Annotated in this window: 19 protein-coding genes; 18 read left to right on the forward strand and 1 reads right to left on the reverse strand. The window is 46.6% G+C overall.

Translation table 11 applies throughout. From position 1 onward, the window contains the following. The first annotated feature begins 5 nt into the window (after nucleotides 1–5). From hemB to JRG66_RS06940, 13 genes are all read left to right on the forward strand, one after another. A complete protein-coding gene (hemB, locus tag JRG66_RS06880) occupies nucleotides 6–971 on the forward strand; it encodes a porphobilinogen synthase (protein ID WP_265165146.1) in 966 nt (321 codons plus the stop codon). A 52-nt stretch (nucleotides 972–1,023) separates the two neighbouring features. Further along, on the forward strand, nucleotides 1,024–1,347 hold the full coding sequence (locus tag JRG66_RS06885; RefSeq protein WP_265165147.1) for a hypothetical protein: 324 nt from the start codon (nucleotides 1,024–1,026) through the stop codon (nucleotides 1,345–1,347). A 68-nt stretch (nucleotides 1,348–1,415) separates the two neighbouring features. Further along, entirely contained in the window at nucleotides 1,416–1,895 is a 480-nt protein-coding gene (locus tag JRG66_RS06890; RefSeq protein ID WP_265165149.1) for a hypothetical protein, read from the forward strand. Between the two features lie 493 nt (nucleotides 1,896–2,388). Then, complete coding sequence (locus tag JRG66_RS06895; RefSeq protein ID WP_265165150.1) at nucleotides 2,389–3,096, forward strand: SDR family oxidoreductase; 708 nt, start codon at nucleotides 2,389–2,391, stop codon at nucleotides 3,094–3,096. A gap of 18 nt (nucleotides 3,097–3,114) precedes the next feature. After that, the gene (locus JRG66_RS06900) at nucleotides 3,115–4,233 is read left to right on the forward strand and encodes an SDR family NAD(P)-dependent oxidoreductase (protein ID WP_265165151.1); all 1,119 of its coding nucleotides are present in this window, start codon (nucleotides 3,115–3,117) and stop codon (nucleotides 4,231–4,233) included. Between the two features lie 10 nt (nucleotides 4,234–4,243). Continuing rightward, a complete protein-coding gene (locus JRG66_RS06905; protein WP_265165152.1) occupies nucleotides 4,244–6,274 on the forward strand; it encodes a GDP-mannose 4,6-dehydratase in 2,031 nt (676 codons plus the stop codon). Next, nucleotides 6,271–7,281, forward strand: coding sequence for an MDR/zinc-dependent alcohol dehydrogenase-like family protein (locus JRG66_RS06910; protein ID WP_265165154.1), 1,011 nt, complete (start codon nucleotides 6,271–6,273; stop codon nucleotides 7,279–7,281). The genes JRG66_RS06905 and JRG66_RS06910 overlap by 4 nt, the downstream gene beginning before the upstream one ends. Nucleotide 7,282: 1 nt before the next feature. Continuing rightward, nucleotides 7,283–8,296, forward strand: a complete 1,014-nt coding sequence (locus JRG66_RS06915) for a Gfo/Idh/MocA family protein (protein WP_265165155.1) — start codon at nucleotides 7,283–7,285, stop codon at nucleotides 8,294–8,296. Then, nucleotides 8,286–9,392 carry a glycosyltransferase family 4 protein gene (locus JRG66_RS06920; protein WP_265165156.1) on the forward strand — a complete coding sequence of 369 codons (1,107 nt, stop codon included), beginning with the start codon at nucleotides 8,286–8,288 and terminating at the stop codon, nucleotides 9,390–9,392. Before JRG66_RS06915 ends, JRG66_RS06920 begins: the two co-directional genes overlap by 11 nt. Continuing rightward, complete coding sequence (locus tag JRG66_RS06925) at nucleotides 9,389–10,525, forward strand: CgeB family protein (RefSeq protein WP_265165158.1); 1,137 nt, start codon at nucleotides 9,389–9,391, stop codon at nucleotides 10,523–10,525. The genes JRG66_RS06920 and JRG66_RS06925 overlap by 4 nt, the downstream gene beginning before the upstream one ends. Continuing rightward, on the forward strand, nucleotides 10,522–11,625 hold the full coding sequence (locus tag JRG66_RS06930; protein WP_265165159.1) for a CgeB family protein: 1,104 nt from the start codon (nucleotides 10,522–10,524) through the stop codon (nucleotides 11,623–11,625). Before JRG66_RS06925 ends, JRG66_RS06930 begins: the two co-directional genes overlap by 4 nt. 12 nt (nucleotides 11,626–11,637) lie before the next feature. Continuing rightward, the gene (locus JRG66_RS06935; RefSeq protein WP_265165160.1) at nucleotides 11,638–12,714 is read left to right on the forward strand and encodes a CgeB family protein; all 1,077 of its coding nucleotides are present in this window, start codon (nucleotides 11,638–11,640) and stop codon (nucleotides 12,712–12,714) included. Nucleotides 12,715–12,717: 3 nt separating this feature from the next. After that, on the forward strand, nucleotides 12,718–13,512 hold the full coding sequence (locus JRG66_RS06940; protein WP_265165162.1) for a TIGR04290 family methyltransferase: 795 nt from the start codon (nucleotides 12,718–12,720) through the stop codon (nucleotides 13,510–13,512). A gap of 97 nt (nucleotides 13,513–13,609) precedes the next feature. Here the strand turns inward: JRG66_RS06940 and JRG66_RS06945 are convergent, their stop codons facing one another. Further along, complete coding sequence (locus tag JRG66_RS06945; protein ID WP_265165164.1) at nucleotides 13,610–15,781, reverse strand: S9 family peptidase; 2,172 nt, start codon at nucleotides 15,779–15,781, stop codon at nucleotides 13,610–13,612. A 149-nt stretch (nucleotides 15,782–15,930) separates the two neighbouring features. Between JRG66_RS06945 and lplA the strand changes: the two genes are divergently transcribed. The 5 genes from lplA to JRG66_RS06970 are packed head-to-tail and all read left to right on the forward strand — an operon-like array spanning nucleotide 15,931 to nucleotide 20,353. Then, nucleotides 15,931–16,911 (forward strand): lipoate--protein ligase, encoded by a 981-nt coding sequence (gene lplA, locus JRG66_RS06950; protein ID WP_265165165.1) that lies wholly within the window; start codon nucleotides 15,931–15,933, stop codon nucleotides 16,909–16,911. Nucleotides 16,912–16,935: 24 nt separating this feature from the next. Continuing rightward, the gene (locus JRG66_RS06955) at nucleotides 16,936–18,027 is read left to right on the forward strand and encodes a CNNM domain-containing protein (RefSeq protein ID WP_265165167.1); all 1,092 of its coding nucleotides are present in this window, start codon (nucleotides 16,936–16,938) and stop codon (nucleotides 18,025–18,027) included. Then, nucleotides 18,020–18,496, forward strand: a complete 477-nt coding sequence (locus JRG66_RS06960) for a methylated-DNA--[protein]-cysteine S-methyltransferase (RefSeq protein ID WP_265165168.1) — start codon at nucleotides 18,020–18,022, stop codon at nucleotides 18,494–18,496. Before JRG66_RS06955 ends, JRG66_RS06960 begins: the two co-directional genes overlap by 8 nt. Then, nucleotides 18,493–19,677 carry a serine hydrolase domain-containing protein gene (locus JRG66_RS06965; protein WP_265165169.1) on the forward strand — a complete coding sequence of 395 codons (1,185 nt, stop codon included), beginning with the start codon at nucleotides 18,493–18,495 and terminating at the stop codon, nucleotides 19,675–19,677. The genes JRG66_RS06960 and JRG66_RS06965 overlap by 4 nt, the downstream gene beginning before the upstream one ends. Then, a complete protein-coding gene (locus tag JRG66_RS06970) occupies nucleotides 19,631–20,353 on the forward strand; it encodes a 3'-5' exonuclease (protein ID WP_265165171.1) in 723 nt (240 codons plus the stop codon). The genes JRG66_RS06965 and JRG66_RS06970 overlap by 47 nt, the downstream gene beginning before the upstream one ends. Nucleotides 20,354–20,456 lie beyond the last annotated feature (103 nt).

Consider the following 20,456-nt stretch of genomic DNA (forward strand, 5'->3'; position numbering starts at 1 on the left):
GAATTATGCTAATACGAAACCGCAGACTTAGAACAAACGAAACCATAAGAGGGCTGGTGAGGGAGACACTGCTCACCCCAAATGACTTTATAGTTCCTCTTTTTGTTGTGGAAGGAAAAAATATAAAGGAAGAGATTGCGTCTATGCCAAATTACTTCAGGTATAGCCTTGACCTTCTTGAAAACGAGGTGAAAGAACTCTGGAGCCTCGGTTTGAAATCGGTACTGCTTTTTGTGAAAGTACCCGATACCCTTAAAGACAACCAGGGAACCGAAGCCCTTAATCCCGATGGTTTGATGCAAAGGGCAGTGAAAACTGTCAAAAATGCCGTTCCGGAAATGCTGGTCATGACCGATGTGGCTCTAGACCCATATTCTTCTTACGGCCATGACGGGATTGTAGAAAACGGACAGATCCTGAACGACCCTACAAAAGAAGTCCTCGCAAAAATGTCACTTTCTCATGTGCAGGCTGGTGCCGATTTTGTTGCGCCAAGTGATATGATGGACGGCCGCATAAAGGCAATAAGGGAACTTCTGGAACAGGAAAACCACTTCAACGCAGGAATTTTGAGTTACAGTGCCAAGTACGCATCAGCTTTTTACGGGCCATTTCGCGATGCGCTCGATTCGGCCCCGGGATTTGGCGACAAGAAAACTTACCAGATGGATCCCGCCAACCGCGAAGAAGCCATAAAAGAAACCCTGCAGGATATCGAAGAAGGTGCCGACATGGTGATGGTAAAACCCGGCCTTTGCTACCTGGACATTGTGAGAGAGATCAAAAATACCGTAAATGTACCCGTTGCGGTTTACCAGGTGAGCGGGGAATATTCCATGCTCAAAGCAGCGTCCGAAAGAGGCTGGTTAGATCACGATGCGGTGATGCTAGAGCAGCTCACGGCCATTAAAAGAGCCGGCGCAAAAATGATAGCCAGTTATTTTGCCAAAGATGCTGTAAAACTGCTATAACGGCGCACTTTTTGAGTACCTTTAGCCTGTGCAGCAGCAGCCTAAAATAGGGATGAAGATACTGGTTCTCCTTCTTGCATTTTTCAGCATTGGAGGGGCATCGGGCTATGCTTTTAGTATTTCGGAAGTACGTGAGGAGCACTCACCTGCTTCCGAAAAACTGGCAGCTGCCAACCCTCTTTCTGTCGCTTACCGCGAGAATTTATTCCCGGAGCTGCCCGAACTTAAAAAAGACAGTTGCCCGGCTATTTCTTCAGTAAGGTTTATTCCTCACATACTTCCCAAAAATGTCACTCAGGCGGCATATTTCAGCTTTAAAAGAGATCTTCGGAAAGATCTGAAAACCCAGCTTTTCCCCAAACATTTTTTCTGGTGAACGCCCTCCTGCAACTCTTGCAACCATTCAGGATAAAAATAAATCGTTCACAATAAATCATATAAAAAATGGATACAGCATCCACCCTTATGGGGCTGGGACTATTAATTCTATTCATAGCTCCCGTTGGTTACCTGGTTTACAGCCAATCGCACAAAGAAAAAAAACGAGCTCAAAAAATGGCATTTTTGGCAGGTGAAAAAGGTTACAGGCTTGATGAAACCGATAATACTTACGGCCTGTCTATAGGCCTCGATAAAACTGCCGGAAAATTTTTCCTGCTGAAGTCTTCTAACAAAGCCGAACTTCAGGAAATAAACCTCCAGGACATCTTGAAGATCGATCTCATTAAAATAGATGAAGATGAGAAAAGCACCCAGGTGCTCGATGAGATTAGGGAAATCTCCCTTCTGCTGAAGAGTAAGAGCAGGGAAGACAAAACCCTTATCTTTTATGCTGAAGAGGAAGACCCGGTTACGGAGAAAAAAGACCGTCTCGACAAGGCTATAAAATGGCAAAAAAGCCTTCAGAAGTACTGTAAGGCATGAAGATTTTCTCATTTTTAATCAGCATTGTCCGATTAAATAAATCAAATTGGAGCTAAGGCCATAATTCGCCAGTAATTAAGCCTAATAAAGGTATACAAGCATGGTTTTTAGCTTTTGACCTTTCCTCCAGACGACAATGATTTTTTTAAATTAAAGAACAGGAGCCCTAAAACTCCTGTTCTTTGTTTTAAGGGCTTCTTCAACCCCTTGTTGCTGCTGCCTTTATTACGAATTATCTCACGTGGCCAGCCCGCTTTACGGCTGCTGATCCTACCCCGAAAGCCCAGTAAAATCTAGGGGTTTAAGAATGTTTTAGCTTAGCTTTAGCATAATTTCACAGGCTCCTCATGTACCTTTGAAAATATCGAGCGGCGAGGAAACTCAGCCGTTTTTTTTCCGCAGGAATTCCCTTCCCCCCTTTTAGTTCACCTGTCGGGAAAAATTCGCACGCAGTTTCTCACATATTTATTGAACCTAAAAAGAACCAGTCTAAATGAGCCAACAAACTACTTCCAAAATAGCACTTGTAACCGGCGGGAGTAGTGGTATAGGCAAAGCAATAGCCGAAAAACTGAGTAAAGAAGGAGTAAAGGTGGTTGTAGCTGATCTTCAAAAAGGGCATTTTAAAGAGGAAAACCTTCACTTTCACAAGTGCGACGTAAGAAATGCCCAGGAGATTGATGAGCTGTATGCCTGGACCACAGAGCATGTGGGCCATCCCGATTACCTCATAATAAACGCCGGGCAGGGCATTAAGGAAAAACTTTCAGAAGGGGATCCCGAAAAATGGAAAGGAGTGCTCGAGACCAACGTTATGGGGCCTCTAAGATGCATTCGGGCATTTACCCCGCACATGATCTCTCAAAAAGGGGGAAATGTGGTATTCATTTCTTCAGTTTCGGCCTCCCAGCCCCACCCCTATGGAGGAATTTATGCAGCTTCAAAATCGGCCCTGGAGGTAATTGCCGAAACCTTAAGGCTGGAGTCGCTTCCGCACATCAACGTTACGGTGGTAAGCCCCGGCATAGTAGATACTGCCTTTTTTGAGCATGAAATCTCCGGAAATGCTTCCGTGGAAGAAATGGGTATGGGTGCCATAGACCCTAAAGAAATTGCAGAAGACGTGTGGTATGCACTCAACAAGAAAAAAGGCACCAGCATAAATAAGATCACAACCAGACCATTATTGCAAAACTTCTAACCAACCAAAACCAATCAAATGCAGAAGAAAGTATTAATTACCGGAGGAGCAGGATTTATAGGGTCTCATCTTGCAGATGAGCTTCTAAACAAAGGATATAAAGTACGGGCTCTGGATAACCTCTCAGAGCAGGTGCATGGGGAGAATGCCTCACGCCCCGAATATCTCAACCCAAATGTGGAACTGCAAATTGGAGATGTGCGCGATAAAGCAGCTGTTGAAAAGGCTCTTGAAGGCGTAGATGCCGTGGTACATCTGGCTGCCATGGTAGGGGTTGGCCAAAGTATGTACCAGATCAAAGACTACACCCATGTTAATAACCTGGGCACGGCAGTACTCATGGAGGCGTTAATGGACAGGCCGGTGGAAAAATTAGTTACCGCATCGAGCATGAGCATTTACGGGGAAGGCCTTTACCTCAATGAGGCAGGTGAGAAAAAAATGGACTGTGAACGCAAACTTGGCGACCTTAAAAAAGGACAGTGGGAAATGTATGACAGCCAGGGAAAAGAACTCAAACCTGTACCGACTCCCGAGTCTAAAACCCCTAATCTTTCTTCGGTTTATGCCCTTTCAAAATATGACCAGGAACGGCTAAGCCTCATTACCGGCAAAGCCTACAATATTCCCACCACAGCTTTGCGGTTCTTTAATGTCTACGGAACCCGCCAGGCACTGTCAAACCCTTATACCGGCGTGCTTGCAATTTTCGCTTCCCGCCTGCTCAACAACAATGCCCCCATGATCTTCGAGGACGGGAAACAGAAGCGGGACTTTATTCATGTAAAAGACGTGGCCCGTGCCATTAGGCTGGCCATGGAAAAACCTGAAGCCAACGGGGAAGTATTTAACGTGGGTAGCGGTAACCAGTACAGCATACTTGAAATTGCCGATAAACTGGCCGAAGTAATGGGCAAAGAAAATATTAAAGCTGAAGTCACCGGAAAATACAGGGTGGGAGATATAAGGCATTGCTTTGCAGATACCACCAAAACAAAAGAGAAACTGGGATTCACTCCCGAAGTGAAATTTGAAGATGGATTGTACGAACTGGCCGAATGGCTTAAAACCCAAATAGCCACAGACAATGTGAGCAGGGCCAGCAGCGAATTGTCTTCCAGAGGTTTAACCGTGTAAAAGAACAGCTATGAACGTAAAGAAGAATCTAGATAATAATACTCCTTCCCTTGGCATTCTGGAATGGTTTAGACCCGGAGAATACGAGGAGGTCAAAGCTGCAATAGAAGATTTCAAAAAACTGGGGATCAGGCACCTGCGCACAGGAATTTCGTGGGCCGACTGGTATGTGGAAGGTACCGCTGAATGGTACGACTGGCTCTTTGCCGAACTTTCTCCCCATGTCGAGATCCTGCCCTGTTTTCTCTACACGCCGCCCTCAATAGGTGAAATGCCGAAGACTTCGGCCCCACCTAAAGATCTGAAAGCCTACGCCGATTTTATTGACACCATGATCACCCGCTACGGAAACTACTTTGAGTGGGTTGAACTCTGGAACGAGCCCAACAACAAAGTAGAATATGACTTCACCCTCGATTATTCGTGGAACAAGTTTTCTACCATGATAGGCATGGCGGCCCACTGGGCTCAAAAAAGGGGAAAAAAGACCCTGCTTGGCGGGATGAGCCCCATAGATCCAAACTGGATGCAAATGATGATAGAGCAAAAAGTGCTCGATCATATAGACGCGGTGGGAATTCACGGTTTTCCACATGTATTTGACCAGCAATGGAAAGGCTGGGACGTAAACATAAGCTGCATCAGGGAAGTGATGGAAAAGTTCGGGTACCACAAAGAGATATGGATTTCTGAAGTTGGCTTCTCCACCTGGCAAAATGATGAAGTAAAGCAGTTTCAGGAATTTAAAAATGTGCTTAATGCCGATGCCGACAGGATTTACTGGTACTCGTTAAAAGATCTCGACCCTAAAAATTCGACTGTGGGTGGTTTTCATCTCGATGAGAGGGAATATCACTTCGGGTTAAAGAAAACCGACGGCACTAAAAAGCTGCTCTATAAACTCCTGGAGAAAAATGGAATAGAGAAGGTAAGGGAGCAGGATTACATTCAGAAACAATACCGGGTCAATACCAGTCAAAAATATACGCTCATCACGGGAGGTGCCGGTTTTATTGGCACCAATCTCGCTTCAAGGTTCCTTTCGGAAGGAAAAAAAGTGATGATCTATGACAGCCTGTTTAGGGATGGCGTTGAAGAAAACCTTCAATGGCTGCAAAAGGAATATGGAGATAAGCTCATTATCCAGATCTCAGACATTAATGAAACACGAATCCTTCAGGAGAGCGTGAACAACGCTTCCGAAGTTTTCCACCTCTGCGCACAGGTTGCAGTGACCTCATCGGTGACCAATCCTGTTCACGATTTCAATGTAAACCTCAGCGGCACCTTCCACCTTCTGGAAGCCATCAGAAAAAGCAAACATCAGCCGCCATTGATCTTTACCTCTACCAACAAGGTTTACGGAAACCTTCAGGATGTAGAAATGGTTGAAAATGAGACCAGGTTCTATCCTGCCGATGCAAAAATGAAAGAATACGGCATTAACGAAAAGATCCCGCTCGACTTCCATAGCCCTTATGGTTGCTCTAAAGGCGCGGCCGACCAGTACATTCTTGATTACTCAAGAACTTACGGCCTAAAGACGGCGGTATTTAGAATGAGCTGCATTTACGGGCCACACCAGTTTGGTACCGAAGACCAGGGCTGGGTGGCACATTTTTTAATTAGTGCGCTTGAAGATAAGCCTATCACCATCTACGGAAACGGCAAGCAGGTGCGCGACATTCTCTTTGTAGAAGACCTGATTGATGCCTTTATGCTGGCTCATAAGAACATCGATAAACTGGCCGGGCAGGTCTTCAACATTGGAGGCGGGCCACAAAATACCGTTAGTCTCCTGGAAATCCTAGACACGATACGGGAAAAGGCCGGAAAAGAAATGAACGTGAGCTTTGAAGACTGGCGCACGGGAGATCAGTTCTACTATGTATCCAACACCGGCAAATTTAAAGAAGCCACAGGCTGGCAGCCCAGATATTCTGTAGATAAAGGGGTTGAGCACCTCCTGAAATGGCTTTGTGAAAACCGAAATATTGAATTACCCGCAAATTTAAATCCTACAAAAGAAATCGCCATATGAGTTCACCGCAGGCCGTACAGGAAAAAGCACCTGTAAAAGTAGAAACTGCAATTGCAAAAGCCGCAATTTTAAAAGCCCCGCAAAAAGTTGCTGTTAAAGAAATCAACTTACCCGAACCCGCCCGGGGCGAAATCCGCATCAAGCTGGAAGGCAGCGGCGTATGCGCTTCAAACATTCCGGTTTGGGAAGGCCGCGACTGGTTCAACTATCCCGTAAGCCCGGGAGAACCGGGTCACGAAGGCTGGGGCGTTGTAGATGCCGTGGGAGAAGGCGTGACAAAATTTGAAAAGGGCGACAGGGTAACTGCCCTCACTTACAACGCCTATGCCACGCACGATATCGCAAAAGAAGAGAGCACAGTAAAACTGCCTGCTTCTTTAGAGGGAAAGCCTTTCCCCGGGGAACCTTTGGGTTGTGCCATGAACATCTTTGAACGCAGCGATATCCAAAAAGGCCAAAAAGTTGCTGTTGTTGGGAGCGGATTTTTAGGACTCCTGCTCATTCAGCTGGCAAAATCGGCCGGAGCCGAAGTCATTGCTGTTTCCAGAAGGGAATTCTCCCTGGAAGCCGCCAAAAAAGCAGGAGCCGACCATTTGATCCAGATGGATGACCACTATAAGATCATTGAAAAAGTAAAGGAATTAACCGGAGAAAACTTTTGTGATCGGGTCATAGAATGCACCGGAAAAGAATGGCCGCTCAACCTGTCTATCGAGCTTACCGGCGAAAGGGGTAAACTCATCGTTGCCGGTTTCCATCAGGACGGGATGCGCAGCGTGAACGTGCAAATGCTCAACTGGCGCGGCATAGATATGATAAGTGCCCACGAGAGAGATCCGCAGCAATATATAAAAGGGATCAAAAATGCCATAAAAGCCGTGGAAGAAGGTAAGATGGACCCCTTCCCGCTCTTTACCCACAAATTCCCTCTTGAAGAAATGGAAAAAGCTTACCAGCATTTAACCCAAAGGCCAGACGGATTTATAAAAGCTCTAATCGTTAACTAGCATGATCGCAACTCAACCCACCAAAAAAGAATTATCATTAGGTTTTCTGGGCGTTGGCTGGATAGGCCGCAATCGTATGGAAGCCATTCTCAATAATACCAACGCAAAAGCTTCGGCGATCACAGAACCCGATTCCGAAAATTGCGACGCTGCCCAAAAGAGTGCCAAAAATGCCATTTTAAAGACTTCTTCTGAAGCCCTTTTTGCTGAAAAGGACCTCGACGGTATTGTGATTGCCACCCCAAGTGCCATGCACGCCCGGCAAAGCGTGGAGGCTTTAAAAGCCGGAAAAGCTGTTTTTTGCCAGAAGCCACTCGGCCGTACCGCCAAAGAAGTAGAACAGGTGGTCGAAGCCTCCCGCGAGGCAAACAAGCTGCTTTCCGTAGATCTTTCCTACCGCTACACCAAAGCCTTTAAAGCGGTTTACGACACCATCCAAAAAGGGGAAATAGGAGACATCTTTGCCGTAGACCTCATCTTTCACAACGCCTACGGGCCAGATAAGGAATGGTTCTACGACATTAAGCGATCTGGCGGCGGCTGCGTGATGGATTTGGGCATTCACCTGGTAGATCTCGCCCTGTGGAGCCTTGATTTTCCTGAAATCAAAGATGTACAGAGCCGCTTATACCACAAAGGACAAAAACTGACCTCTTTTGAAGAGCACGTTGAAGATTTTGCCAGTGTGGCAATGACTTCAGAAAAAGACCAGGTTATAAACCTCGAATGTTCCTGGCATGTTTCTGCCGGAAAAGATGCCATTATAGAAGCCACTTTCTACGGCACCAAAGGAGGTGCTTCCTTCAAAAATATCAACGGCTCTTTCTACGATTTTAAAGCCGAAAAGTACCACGGCACCCAAACCGAAACTCTTGTAACACCACCCGATGAGTGGAGTGGCCGTGCCGGAGTGGTATGGGTAGAAAACCTTCTGCAAAATGACACTTTTGACGAGAGAACTGCCACTCAATTTATAAAAACAGCCCAGGTAATAGACCGAATTTATGGAAGATAAGCAAATGAAGATCCTAATGACTACCGACACGGTAGGCGGGGTTTGGGTGTATTCCCTCGAACTCTGCAAGGCACTGGCACAGTATAATGTGCAGGTGCACTTGGCAGCCATGGGCGCCTGGCCTTCGCCGGCACAACAGGTGGAAGCCGAAAATATCCCCAACCTCACTTTTTACAAGAGTGACTTTAAGCTCGAGTGGATGGAAGACCCCTGGGAAGACGTAGAGCGGTCGCGCAAATGGATCAACTGTATTTATCAAACCATACAGCCCGATATAGTTCACCTAAACAACTACGCCCAGGTAGAAGAGGAATGGACAGCGCCGGTGGTAACAATCTTCCACTCCTGTGTGCAAACCTGGTGGCAGGCAGTAAAGGGCATAAAAGCACCTCATGAATGGGATCATTACACGCAAACCGTTAAGAAGTCGCTGGAGGCTTCAAACATGGTCATTGCTCCCACCAAAGCAATTCTTGACAAGGCACAGGAGATACACGGCTTTAGTTCTCAATCAAAAGTGATCAATAATGGCCGTGTTTTTCCTTCGGAAGTTGAAGTGCCAAAAGAAAAATTCATTTTGTGCATGGGCAGGATGTGGGATGAAGCCAAAAACCTGCCTTTGCTGTCTAACATAGCCGAAAGATTGCCCTGGCCGGTATATGTTGCCGGTGCAGCAGTTCACCCTGACACAGGAAAAAAATGCAGGCTCGAAAATGTCAAATTCCTCGGAAAATTAACCCCCGAAGAAGTGCAGCATTGGATGCAGCGCGCCAGCATCTTTGTGAGCCCAACCCGCTACGAGCCTTTTGGGCTGGCCATTCTTGAAGCTGCCGGAAACGGCTGTGCACTGGTATTGAGCAAGCTTGACACCCTTCAGGAATTGTGGGAAGATACTGCCCTTTTCTTTGACCCCGAAAACGAAGAAGAAGCCGAAAAGACCATCGTCCGGTTATTGGAAAGCCCCGAATTTTTGAAGGAGCTTTCAGCAAAAGCAAGAGAACGGGCAAAACAGTATTCCGCAGAAAAAATGGGGGCCGTCTATAACGACCTCTATCGCGACATACTTGAAAAAGAATATAAAATAATGAGCCTATGAAAATAGTGATGTTTTACCATTCCCTCTACTCTGACTGGAATCACGGGAATGCGCATTTTTTACGCGGAATTGTAAAGGAACTTCAAAAACGCGGGCACGATGTAGATGTCTATGAACCCGAAGGTGGCTGGAGCCTGCAAAACCTGCTGAAAGATCATGGGGCCGAGCAGCTTGATGAGTTCAGGCAGTACTACCCTTCGCTCAACCCGCAGTTCTACAATCCCGAAAAAAAACTGAACTATCAAAACATACTGAGCAAAGCCGACCTTGTGATTGTTCACGAGTGGAACGAACCCGAACTTATTGCTGAAATAGGCCGGAAAAAGGAAAAATACGGCTTTAAACTGCTATTTCACGATACCCATCACCGGGCAGTTTCAGCTGAAAAAGAGATGAAAAAATTTGATTTTTCGCACTTTGACGGCGCACTTGTCTTTGGTGAGGTGATTAAAAAGATCTACGAAGAAAAGAATTGGGTAGACAGGGTTTGGACCTGGCACGAAGCAGCCGACGCCGATTTCTTTAGCCCCAACCGCGATGAAGAAAAAGAAGGCGACCTGGTTTGGATTGGCAACTGGGGCGATGGCGAACGCACCGAAGAACTTATGGAGTTTCTCATAGGCCCCATAAAAGAGCTGAAACTTAGAGCAAAGGTCTACGGTGTGCGCTATCCCGAAAAAGCTAAAAAAGCCCTGGCCAATGCCGGCATTGAATATGGCGGTTACCTGCCAAACTACAAGGTGCCCGAAGTTTTTGCAAAATACAAGGTCACGGTACACGTGCCGCGACGGCCTTATGTTGAAATGTTGCCGGGAATTCCTACCATAAGGCCTTTTGAAGCCCTTTCCTGCGGAATTCCGCTCATTTGCTCTCCCTGGAATGATGCCGAAAACCTCTTCACTCCCGGGGAAGATTATTTGATCGCAAAAGACGGAAATGATATGGGGTACAAACTTGCCGAAGTGCTAAAGAGTCCGCACCTGGCAAAAAGCCTTTCCGATAACGGAAGAAAAACCATACTCGACAACCACACCTGCGCCCACCGGGTAACTGCTTTAGAAAACATCTTACAGGAATTAGGCCTGCCACATGAAAAGGTCTTTCCCATTCACCACAAAACCATGCAAGCATGAAAAGAGACCTGAAAATTGCCTTTTTTGGCTCCAGTATCGTATCGGCTTACTGGAACGGTGCCGCTACTTATTACCGCGGAATTGTAAAGGCGCTCCATAAAATGGGCCACGAAGTGACATTTTACGAACCCGATATTTACGAACGCCAGAAGCACCGGGATATAGAAGACCCCGACTGGTGTAAAGTGGTGGTCTATCCTGAAGATAAAGTGAGCCTGCAGGCACTGCTAAGAGAAGCTTCGGAAGCCGATGTGATCATAAAAGCCAGTGGCGTGGGCGCATTTGATGACTTTCTTGAAGAGGCCGTAGTGCAGCTGAAGAAAGACGATAACCTCATTATCTTTTGGGATGTTGATGCCCCTGCCACGCTAGACAGGATTGAATCAAACCCTTCCGATCCTTTTAATGCCCTTGTTCCGGAATATGATTTTGTGCTCACCTACGGGGGCGGGCAACCGGTTATTGACGCCTACGAGCGCAACGGTGCAAAGAGGTGTATCCCAATTTATAACGCTTTAGATACCGACACCCATTTTCCTGTGGAGCCCCAAAAAGAATTTCATGGTACTTTGGCCTTTTTGGGCAACCGCCTCCCCGACCGTGAAAAGCGGGTAGAAGAGTTCTTTATCAAGCCTGCGCAAAATCTCCCTGACGAGAAGTTCCTGCTTGGTGGCAGCGGCTGGGGCGATAAATCTATGCCTAAAAACATACAATACCTGGGGCATGTTTACACCAAAGATCACAACGCCTTTAACTGCACCCCAAAAGCAGTGTTGAACATAAGCCGTGACAGTATGGCCAAGTACGGCTTTTCCCCTGCCACCCGCGTTTTTGAAGCCGCCGGTGCCGGGGCCTGTCTTATCACCGATTCCTGGAAAGGGATCGAGACCTTTTTTGAACCGGGCAAGGAGATCCTGGTAGCCAACAGCGGGGAAGAGGTAGAAATGATCCTTGCCGGCCTTACTTCAGAAAAAGCAAGGAAAATTGGCGATGCGGCCTACAAAAAAGTGCTTTCTGCCCACACCTACGAACACAGGGCCGAATTGCTGGAATCGGTTATTTCTGAGAAATTAAAAACCGAAGCCAAACCTGTTGAATAAAAACATTAACGAATGAAATTTGTAATTATAGGACTTTCGGTCACCTCATCATGGGGAAACGGGCACGCCACCACCTACCGTGCGCTACTCAAAGAGCTCAAGGCCCTGGGGCACGACATTTTGTTCCTTGAAAAAGACGTGCCCTGGTATGCGCCCCATCGCGATATGCCAGCACCCGATTTCTGCAAACTGGGCCTCTATAAAACCAACGAGGAATTAAAATCTGAGTACAAAAAAGAAGTTGCCGAAGCCGATGTGGTCATAGTGGGTTCTTATGTACAGCAGGGCGTTGAAGTGGGCAACTGGGCCATAGAAACTGCTAACGGGGTTACCGCCTTTTACGATATTGACACACCAGTAACCTTGGCCAAACTGGAAAGGAAAGACTACGAGTATCTCGACCCCAATATCATCCAAAAATATGATCTTTATTTGTCATTTTCGGGAGGCCCGATACTGAAGCATCTCGAAGATCACTACGGTTCTCCCATGGCCAGGGCCCTGTATTGCTCGGTAGACCCCGATCTTTACTATCCCGAAGACCGCTCTAAAGACTGGAAGCTGGGATACCTTGGCACTTACAGCGATGACAGGCAGCCTACGGTAGAAGAATTGCTCAACAAACCTGCTGCTAATTTTCCTTCGGAAAGATTTGTGGTTGCAGGGCCGCAATACCCCGAAGATTATGCATGGGCTAAGAATGTAGAGCGCATTGACCATCTCCCGCCTGCTGAACATCGTAAGTTTTACAACTCCCAGGAATTTACCCTGAATGTCACCCGGCAGGATATGATAAAGGCAGGTTATTCCCCCAGCGTGCGGCTGTTTGAAGCTGCCGCCTGCGGTGTGCCGATAATTTCAGATCACTGGGATGGCATACACAGCATTTTTGAGCAGGGCACCGAGATCCTCATTGCCCGAAGCAGCGATGATGTAGAGGAATATTTCAGAAATACTTCGGAATCCAGGAGAAAAGAGATTGGCGAAAACGCCAGGCAAAAAGTCCTGAAATCTCACACTGCACGGGCGAGAGCAAAAGAATTGGTAAATTATGTGAAGGAAGTGCATCAGCCTTCAGAAAAAGTTTAAAACATGTCTACACAAACTGAAGTAAAAGAACTGGAACCCTGGTTTCATAATATTCATTTACCCGATGGCACTCAAACGGCTCCCAATCATTTTCTTGGAGACTTTCCCGGTTTTAAGTGGGAAAAGATCAGAGAGAGTATTCCGCAGGATCTTGAAGGCTGGAAGGTGCTGGATATTGGCTGCAACGCCGGGTTCTACTCGCTCGAACTGGCAAAACGTGGCGCCGATGTGCTGGCCATAGATCTTGATGAACATTACCTGAAGCAGGCAAAATGGGCAGCAAAAAAATTTGGCCTTGACGATAAGATCAGGTTTAAACAAATGCAGGTGTATGACCTTGCCCATTCCGAAGAAAAGTTTGACCTCATCTGGTTTATGGGCGTATTTTACCATTTGCGCTACCCTATGCTGGCCCTTGACATTTTATCTCAAAAAGTGAAAAAAATGATGGTCTTCCAAACGCTTTCCCTGCCCGGGCAGGAAGAAATGCAAGTACCCGAAGATGTGGAATTTCACAAACGGGAGATCATGAAAGAAGATGCCTGGCCAAAAATGGCATTTATTGAGCATAAACTTGCGGGAGACCCCACTAACTGGTGGGCTCCAAACCACCAGGGCATTATCTCGATGCTGCAAAGCTGCGGACTCAAAGTAACCGCCATGCCCGAAGATGAAACCTATGTAGCCAAAAAAGATGCCTCGCTGCACTCCAGCCTCGATACCTGGAATTATTCTGAATACCTCTCGGCAGTTGGTAAAGACTGGAAAGAAGAGGTAGATAAAAAGACCCGAAAGTAGTTAAGCCGCAATATATTGCGGCTCCGAAGCAAAATAAAACTGTAAATTTTAAAAAAAGAAGACCTCCGAGGTTTTGAAAACCTCGAAGGTCTTTTAATTATCTTGCAGGTTCAATCTCAAAATTCTCGGGAGGAGTCGCATCCAGCAGGTGCTCCACAAAATAATCCCAGCGGCGGCGCATCATGTAGTAAGAATCTTCTCCAAACCCGTGACGGGCATTGGGGAAAATGATAAGGTCAAAATCCTTATTCGCATCAATAAGTGCGTCAACAACCAGGTAGGTATTGTAAGGCGGCACATTGTCATCTAATCCGCCGTGGGCCAGCAGGAGCTTTCCCTGCAGGTTTTCAGCGTAGTTCTGGTTGGCCTGGGCCTCGTAACTGTCTTTGCCTTCGGGGCCCTTGGTCATCAACCCTATATACCTCTCTCCCCAGTCATCTTCGTAATTGCGGTTATCGTGGTTCCCCGACTCTGCTATCCCTACCGAATAAAATTCGGGATGGCGGAACATAGCTGCAGCGGCTGCAAAACCACCTCCCGAATGCCCCCAGATCCCCACTTTTTCGGCATCTATAAAAGGATATTTTTGAGCCAGTTGCCTTATTCCGGCCTTCTGATCTTCTAAGGTGTTTCCTGAAATATCTCCGTAGCAGGCATCGTGGAAAGCTTTTGAGCGACCCGGATTACACGAACCGTCAATTAAGATCACCACAAACCCCAGTTCGGCCAGCGCCTGATGATCGCTTCGTGCAGCCGAGAAATTTCGGCTTCCCACACTACCTCCCTGCGGCCCCGGGTAAACATAATTCACCACCGGATACTTTTTGTTTTCATCAAAATGAGTGGGCGTGAACATGAGGCCGTAAAGATCCCACTGCCCATCTGCCGACTTTACCGTTACGGGCTGTGGCGCTTTCCAGCCTATTGCCTTTAATCGGGAAATATCTGACTCCTCTAAAATGGCAATTTTCTTTCCCTTTTTATTCCGAAGCACTGCAACTGGTGGCGTGGTGGGCGTGGAATAACTATCAACAAAATATTCGTGATCTGGAGAAAAATAGATGTTGTGATTGGCATTTTCGGGGGTTAGGAGTTTCAGGTTTTTTCCGCTGAAATCTACCCGGTACAAATGTGAAAAATAGGGGTCGCGGCCTGCTTCCCTGCCATTGGCCTCAAAATATAGCACCCGGTTTTTCTCGTCTACATGAAGCAGCCGGGTCACCACAAAATCTCCTTTAGTAATTTGCTGCTTCAGTTTACCGGTATTGAGGTCGTACAAAAACAGGTGCCCCCAGTTATCCCTTTCCGAATACCAGATGATCTCGTTGCTCTTTGGCAAATACTTCCAGTTGATGCTGCCCTGCCCCGATTCGTACTGAGTTTCTACCGTTTCAGTAAAAATTTCTTTTACCTCGCCGGTAGCAGCATCGGCAATTTGCAGTTTGGCCTTTTTATGGTCGCGGGAAGTAGAAACAAAGGCGAGTTTTGTAGCATCTTCATTCCAGTAATTATCGTCGAAAGCACCGCTGCAGGAAATATCGTCACATAAGGTTCCGCGGCGCGCATTGGGCCCGGTTTGCAGTTCAATCACCTTTGGATCATCAATTTCCACGATCACCCGGTGTATCCTGATCACCTCTTCATCTTCGGGCAGCGGGTATTTCCACTTTTGCAGGTTTGGCGCACCCACCTTTGTCTCCACCAAGTACATATCGCTAATGTGCCTTTGATCCTGCCTGTAGGTGGCGAGCTTTTTGGAATCGGGCGACCAGAGCACAATAGGCCTGTCACTCTTTCTCCACCCGGCATTGTCTGTAGCGTAGCCAAAATTTTCTATCCCGTCTTTGGTGAGTTGTTTTTCTTCCCCGGTTTCGAGGTTGCGCAGCCACAGGTTCCAGTCTTTGATATAAACTACCTTCTTGGCATCTGGCGACAGGATCTCATTTCGTGAAACTTCGGGCGTGGTTTTCTTTTCCTCTTTCTCCGGAAGCAATTCGGCCAAAGAAGAAGCGGTCTTTTTTTGTCCTGAAGCAGGATCTACCAGTACATACTGCGTCCCTTCCGAAGTATTTATCCTGTACCAGAAACGGCCATCTTCAAGCCAGGCGGGCCTTACATTAGCCCTGTAAACCAGATCATTTGTATTGAACCTGAGGAATTTTGTTGCCTGTTCGTAATCTTCAGCTGTTACCTGTTTTTCAGGCTGTTGTGCGAAGGTATTTAAAAACATCAGCAAAAACAGGCTGCTCAAAAATGGGATTTTTCTCATGATTTTATTTTGGAAAACTTCAGCGACAAGATACACAAAGAAGTTTTTGTAAAAAATACTCCTTTTACCTGTCAAAAAGGGCAGAATTAATTCACTTTTGGGAAGTTTCCGCCTCAGCTTTCTTATTTTTGAAGAAATACTACCATACCATGCTTTGTATAAAACATCATTCTACCGATCCCTACTTCAATATCGCTACAGATGAGTATATTTTTAAACACATTAAAGAAGACTGTTTTATGCTGTGGCGCAATGACAATGCGATCATTGTGGGGAAACACCAGAACACCCAGGCAGAGATCAACCACGAATATGTAAAGGAAAGAGGCATAAAAGTGGTGCGGCGGCTTTCTGGTGGCGGGGCGGTTTATCACGACCTGGGCAACCTCAACTTCTCGTTTACCCGCACGGGCGAGAATTACGAGATGATAGATTTTGAACGCTATACACGGCCAATCATTGCCGTGCTGAAGGAACTTGGGGTGAACGCCAAATTTGAAGGCCGCAACGACCTTACCATAGAAGGAAAGAAATTTTCGGGCAACGCCGAGCACGTGTTCAAAAACAAGGTGCTGCATCACGGCACGCTGCTGTTCGCTTCAGAAATGACAGATGTAAGCGGGGCACTTAAGATCAACCCGTTAAAATACAAGGACAGAGGCGTAAAATCGGTTCCCAACCGCGTGACCAATATCAGCGATCACCTGCCGGAAAAGATTAGTCTTGATGCGTTCACCGATAAGATCATGGATTACATTATCCGCAATTTTGAAGATGCGCGCCCTTATGAATTTACCGATGAAGACCTGGCAACAATCCAGAAAATAAGGGATGAGAAATACAGCACCTGGGAATGGAACTTTGGCTATTCTCCCGATTATAATTTTAAGCAGGGTGCCCGCACCCCCGGAGGTACGGTAGAGATGAACATGAACGTGACCAACGGCATCATTCAAAAAGTTAAGATCACCGGCGACTTTTTCCACATTCGCGATATTGGCCCCATAGAAGCAGCCCTGGAAAATACCCGGCACGAAGAAAAGATGATACGGGAGAAACTGTCTCAGTTTGACCTGGGAGAATATTTCAACAAGATTAGCGAAGATGACCTTGTGGCAATCATGTTTTAAAGATTACTAACCAAAAAAACCTGAATGGAATTACTCATTTTATACGCCGTCCTGGCCATATTTTTTTCTTTTATGTGCTCTATCCTGGAAGCAGCTTTTTTGAGCTTTACACCCTCCTTTTTAAAGATAAAACTGAGAGAAGGCAAAGGATATGCCCGCACGCTCACCAAACTGAAGCAGGACGTTGACAAACCTCTAATCGCAATTCTTACCATCAACACCATAGCCCACACCGTGGGCGCAATTCTTGTGGGGGTGCAGGCCGAAAAAGTGTATGGTGACGGCGGTAACGCCGTGGGCATCGTTTCGGCTATCATGACCCTTGCAATTTTAATTGTTTCTGAAATTATCCCGAAGACCATTGGTGCCACCTATTGGAAAAACCTCGGGAATTTTACAGCAAAATCCCTCACCGCCTTTATTATCCCCTTAAAATACACCGGTATACTCTGGCTTATGATGCTCACGACAAAACTCATTGGGAAGTCGGCTCACGTTTCATCCATGAGCCGGGAAGAATTTATTGCGATCACCGATGTTGCCGAAGAAGAAGGCGTTTTTGAAGAACAGGAAACCACCGTGATCAAGAACATGCTCCTGTTCAAAAAAGTGAAGGCCAAAGATGTGATGACGCCTTTCTCTGTTGCCGTGACCGAAGATGAAAATACCAGTATCGAAGAATTTCACCGCGAGCACAGAAACCTCAAGTTTTCCCGAATCCCGCTGTACGATAAGCGGCAGAACAACATCACCGGATTTGTCTTAAAAGACGACATTCTGGAAGAAATGGTAGACCAGAAAGGGCCCGAGCCGCTAGCCACCTTAAAAAGGGATATCCCCATGACTGCTGAAGACACACCAATTCCGCAGTTATTCAACCGTTTTATACAGGAAAGGACGCATCTGGCCATGGTGGTAGATCACTACGGCAATACCATTGGTCTTGTTACTATGGAAGACATTATTGAGACCCTAATGGGGCTCGAGATCATGGACGAGAGCGACAATGTACAGGATATGCAGGTACTGGCCCGCGAGAACTGGGAAAAAAGAGCCCGTAAACTGGGGCTTTTAAAGCAGGACCAGTCTGATATCAACAAAAAACCCAATGAATAAAGCTTCGGTAAGAACACCGCTTGGAAATGCCATTTTAGAGGGGGATGCCAATGGGATCTCTAAGCTTTACCTCACCGAAGAAAGCCCCGAAAGCACTTCAGTTGCCACGCCTCAGCTTCAGGAGGCAATAGAGCAGCTTCAGCAGTATTTTGCGGGTGAACTCAAGGAATTTCACCTGAAACTCAATCCGCAGGGCACGGCTTTTCAGAAGAAAGTCTGGCAGGCCCTGCAAAAAATCCCCTTCGGAAGAACTGCTTCTTACATGGAGCTGGCAAAGGAACTGGGCGACCCGCTGGCGATAAGAGCGGTGGCAGCGGCAAATGGGAGAAATCCGCTGTGGATCTTTGTTCCCTGCCACCGGGTAATTGGCAGTGACGGCTCGCTCACAGGCTATGCCGGCGGGCTGTGGCGAAAAAAATGGCTGCTTGATCACGAACAGCCGGTCAAACAACAAAGCCTTAGACTATGAAAAGTGTCAAAAAAGGCATTTTTGGAAGCCTGCTTTTCCTGGCCTTTGCGGTTGGCCTCATCTACTTATTCAATTTTGAATATATTTTTAAAGGCATACAGGCTACTTACCTGCAGGGTCACCTTAGCGCCCATATTGATGACCACAAATTCTTCGACAACCGGAAAATTGAAGCCGGAGTGCCCCAGCCCTGGCCGCAGCATAAAAATTATAACAAATTTCAACTTTCTGAAGCGCTGCGCGAAAAGAATGAAGCCGCCAAAACCATTGCTTTTCTGATCATTAAGAATGACAGCATCTGGCATGAAAGTTATTCCGAAGAATACGGCCCTCATTCCCGCACCAACTCATTTTCGGTCGCAAAAAGCCTGGTGGCAGCATTGCTTGGAAAAGCCATTTTTGAAGGTCATATCAAGAGCCTCGACCAACCGGTTGCTGACTTTTTTCCGCAGTTTGATGAAGGTTTGACCCTGCGCCACCTGGTTTCCATGTCATCGGGACTTAACTGGGATGAGAGCTACCATAACCCCTTTTCAATGACCATTAAGGCTTATCTCGATGAAAACATAAGGCCCATGATCATGGATCTAAAAGTGGTGGAGCAGCCGGGAGAAGAATTTAAATATTTGAGCGGGAACACGCAGCTGCTGGCCATGGTACTCGAAAAAGCCACCGGGCAAAATATTTCAGAATATATGAGCGGGAGCTTCTGGAAACCTCTGGGCATGGAAACTTACGGCCTGTGGCAGCTTGACAGCGAGGAGAGCGGCATGGAAAAGGCTTTTTGCTGTATTGGCTCGAATGCGCGCGATTTTGCCCGCTTCGGAAAGCTTTACAATGACTTCGGAAAATGGAATGGGAAACAACTGCTCGATTCGGTTTATGTGGCAGCATCCATGCGGCCGCAGCTGAAGGATTATAGGCATTACGGGCTTGGCATATGGCTGGAAGAATTTAAAGGGCAGGAAGTGTTTTACTTCCGCGGAATTCTGGGGCAGTATGTGATCGTACTTCCGAAGAAAAATATCATCATAGTACGTTTGGGGCACGAAGGCGGAGAAGTTCCTGAAGATAAAGAACATCCCAATGATTTTTATTTTTATCTTGAGGAGGTGTTAAACAGCCTTGAAGCTCATGATCAAGAAAATTTCACTGCGCAACCTGCTGTTCCTGGACATTGAGACAGTGCCCGAAAATGCCACTTTTGCCGAACTTTCTGAAGAAAAGCAGAAGTTGTGGGAATCAAAATCGCAGTATCTGCGAAAGGATGATTTCACTGCCGAAGAATTTTACGACCGGGCCGGGATCTGGGCCGAGTTTGGTAAAATTGTTTGCATCTCTGTAGGATATTTTGCTTTTCAGGGGGAGAAAAGAACTTTTAGAACAACAACCTTCTGCGGGGAGGAAAAAGAGCTGCTCACGGCTTTTAAGAACCTGCTGGAAAGCCATTTTGGGCGACCTCAACACCTGCTCTGCGCCCATAACGGAAAAGAATTTGACTTCCCGTACATCGCCAGGAGAATGCTTATTCACCATATGGAACTGCCCAACAAATTGAACCTGTTTGGAAAAAAACCCTGGGAAGTGCCACATTTAGACACGCTCGAATTGTGGAAGTTTGGCGACCACAAACACTACACCTCGCTAAAACTTCTTTGTAATGTGCTGGGAATACCTTCTCCCAAAGAAGATATTGACGGCAGCCAGGTGTGCAAGGTGTTTTATGAGGAAAATGACCTTAACAGGATCGTTTCTTATTGCGAGAGAGATGTGGTGGCCATTGCACAGGTGGTTTTGCGGTTAAGGCAGGAGCCGCTTCTTGAAAGTGATGAGATCATGCACGTGAATATTCCTTAAGGAACTGTTATTTATCCTGCTGCCTGTCAAAGTTTTAGTATATTTAAGATAGAGAGTTTCAAAAATGCCATTTTTGAGACCCCTTACTGAATGTCTAACCTAA

Source organism: Salinimicrobium tongyeongense (assembly GCF_026109735.1).
Classification (GTDB): domain Bacteria; phylum Bacteroidota; class Bacteroidia; order Flavobacteriales; family Flavobacteriaceae; genus Salinimicrobium; species Salinimicrobium tongyeongense.

Bases quoted from the DNA above. Each gene is read 5' to 3' on its own strand.
- JRG66_RS06905 (WP_265165152.1), top strand. From the start codon at position 4,244: ATGAACGTAAAGAAGAATCTAGATAATAATACTCCTTCCCTTGGCATT.
- JRG66_RS06955 (WP_265165167.1), top strand. From the start codon at position 16,936: ATGGAATTACTCATTTTATACGCCGTCCTGGCCATATTTTTTTCTTTT.
- JRG66_RS06970 (WP_265165171.1), top strand. From the start codon at position 19,631: ATGATCAAGAAAATTTCACTGCGCAACCTGCTGTTCCTGGACATTGAG.
- JRG66_RS06895 (WP_265165150.1), top strand. From the start codon at position 2,389: ATGAGCCAACAAACTACTTCCAAAATAGCACTTGTAACCGGCGGGAGT.
- JRG66_RS06965 (WP_265165169.1), top strand. From the start codon at position 18,493: ATGAAAAGTGTCAAAAAAGGCATTTTTGGAAGCCTGCTTTTCCTGGCC.
- JRG66_RS06935 (WP_265165160.1), top strand. From the start codon at position 11,638: ATGAAATTTGTAATTATAGGACTTTCGGTCACCTCATCATGGGGAAAC.
- JRG66_RS06885 (WP_265165147.1), top strand. From the start codon at position 1,024: ATGAAGATACTGGTTCTCCTTCTTGCATTTTTCAGCATTGGAGGGGCA.
- lplA (WP_265165165.1), top strand. From the start codon at position 15,931: ATGCTTTGTATAAAACATCATTCTACCGATCCCTACTTCAATATCGCT.
- JRG66_RS06940 (WP_265165162.1), top strand. From the start codon at position 12,718: ATGTCTACACAAACTGAAGTAAAAGAACTGGAACCCTGGTTTCATAAT.
- JRG66_RS06915 (WP_265165155.1), top strand. From the start codon at position 7,283: ATGATCGCAACTCAACCCACCAAAAAAGAATTATCATTAGGTTTTCTG.
- hemB (WP_265165146.1), top strand. From the start codon at position 6: ATGCTAATACGAAACCGCAGACTTAGAACAAACGAAACCATAAGAGGG.
- JRG66_RS06930 (WP_265165159.1), top strand. From the start codon at position 10,522: ATGAAAAGAGACCTGAAAATTGCCTTTTTTGGCTCCAGTATCGTATCG.
- JRG66_RS06900 (WP_265165151.1), top strand. From the start codon at position 3,115: ATGCAGAAGAAAGTATTAATTACCGGAGGAGCAGGATTTATAGGGTCT.
- JRG66_RS06960 (WP_265165168.1), top strand. From the start codon at position 18,020: ATGAATAAAGCTTCGGTAAGAACACCGCTTGGAAATGCCATTTTAGAG.
- JRG66_RS06910 (WP_265165154.1), top strand. From the start codon at position 6,271: ATGAGTTCACCGCAGGCCGTACAGGAAAAAGCACCTGTAAAAGTAGAA.
- JRG66_RS06925 (WP_265165158.1), top strand. From the start codon at position 9,389: ATGAAAATAGTGATGTTTTACCATTCCCTCTACTCTGACTGGAATCAC.
- JRG66_RS06920 (WP_265165156.1), top strand. From the start codon at position 8,286: ATGGAAGATAAGCAAATGAAGATCCTAATGACTACCGACACGGTAGGC.
- JRG66_RS06890 (WP_265165149.1), top strand. From the start codon at position 1,416: ATGGATACAGCATCCACCCTTATGGGGCTGGGACTATTAATTCTATTC.
- JRG66_RS06945 (WP_265165164.1), bottom strand. From the start codon at position 15,781: ATGAGAAAAATCCCATTTTTGAGCAGCCTGTTTTTGCTGATGTTTTTA.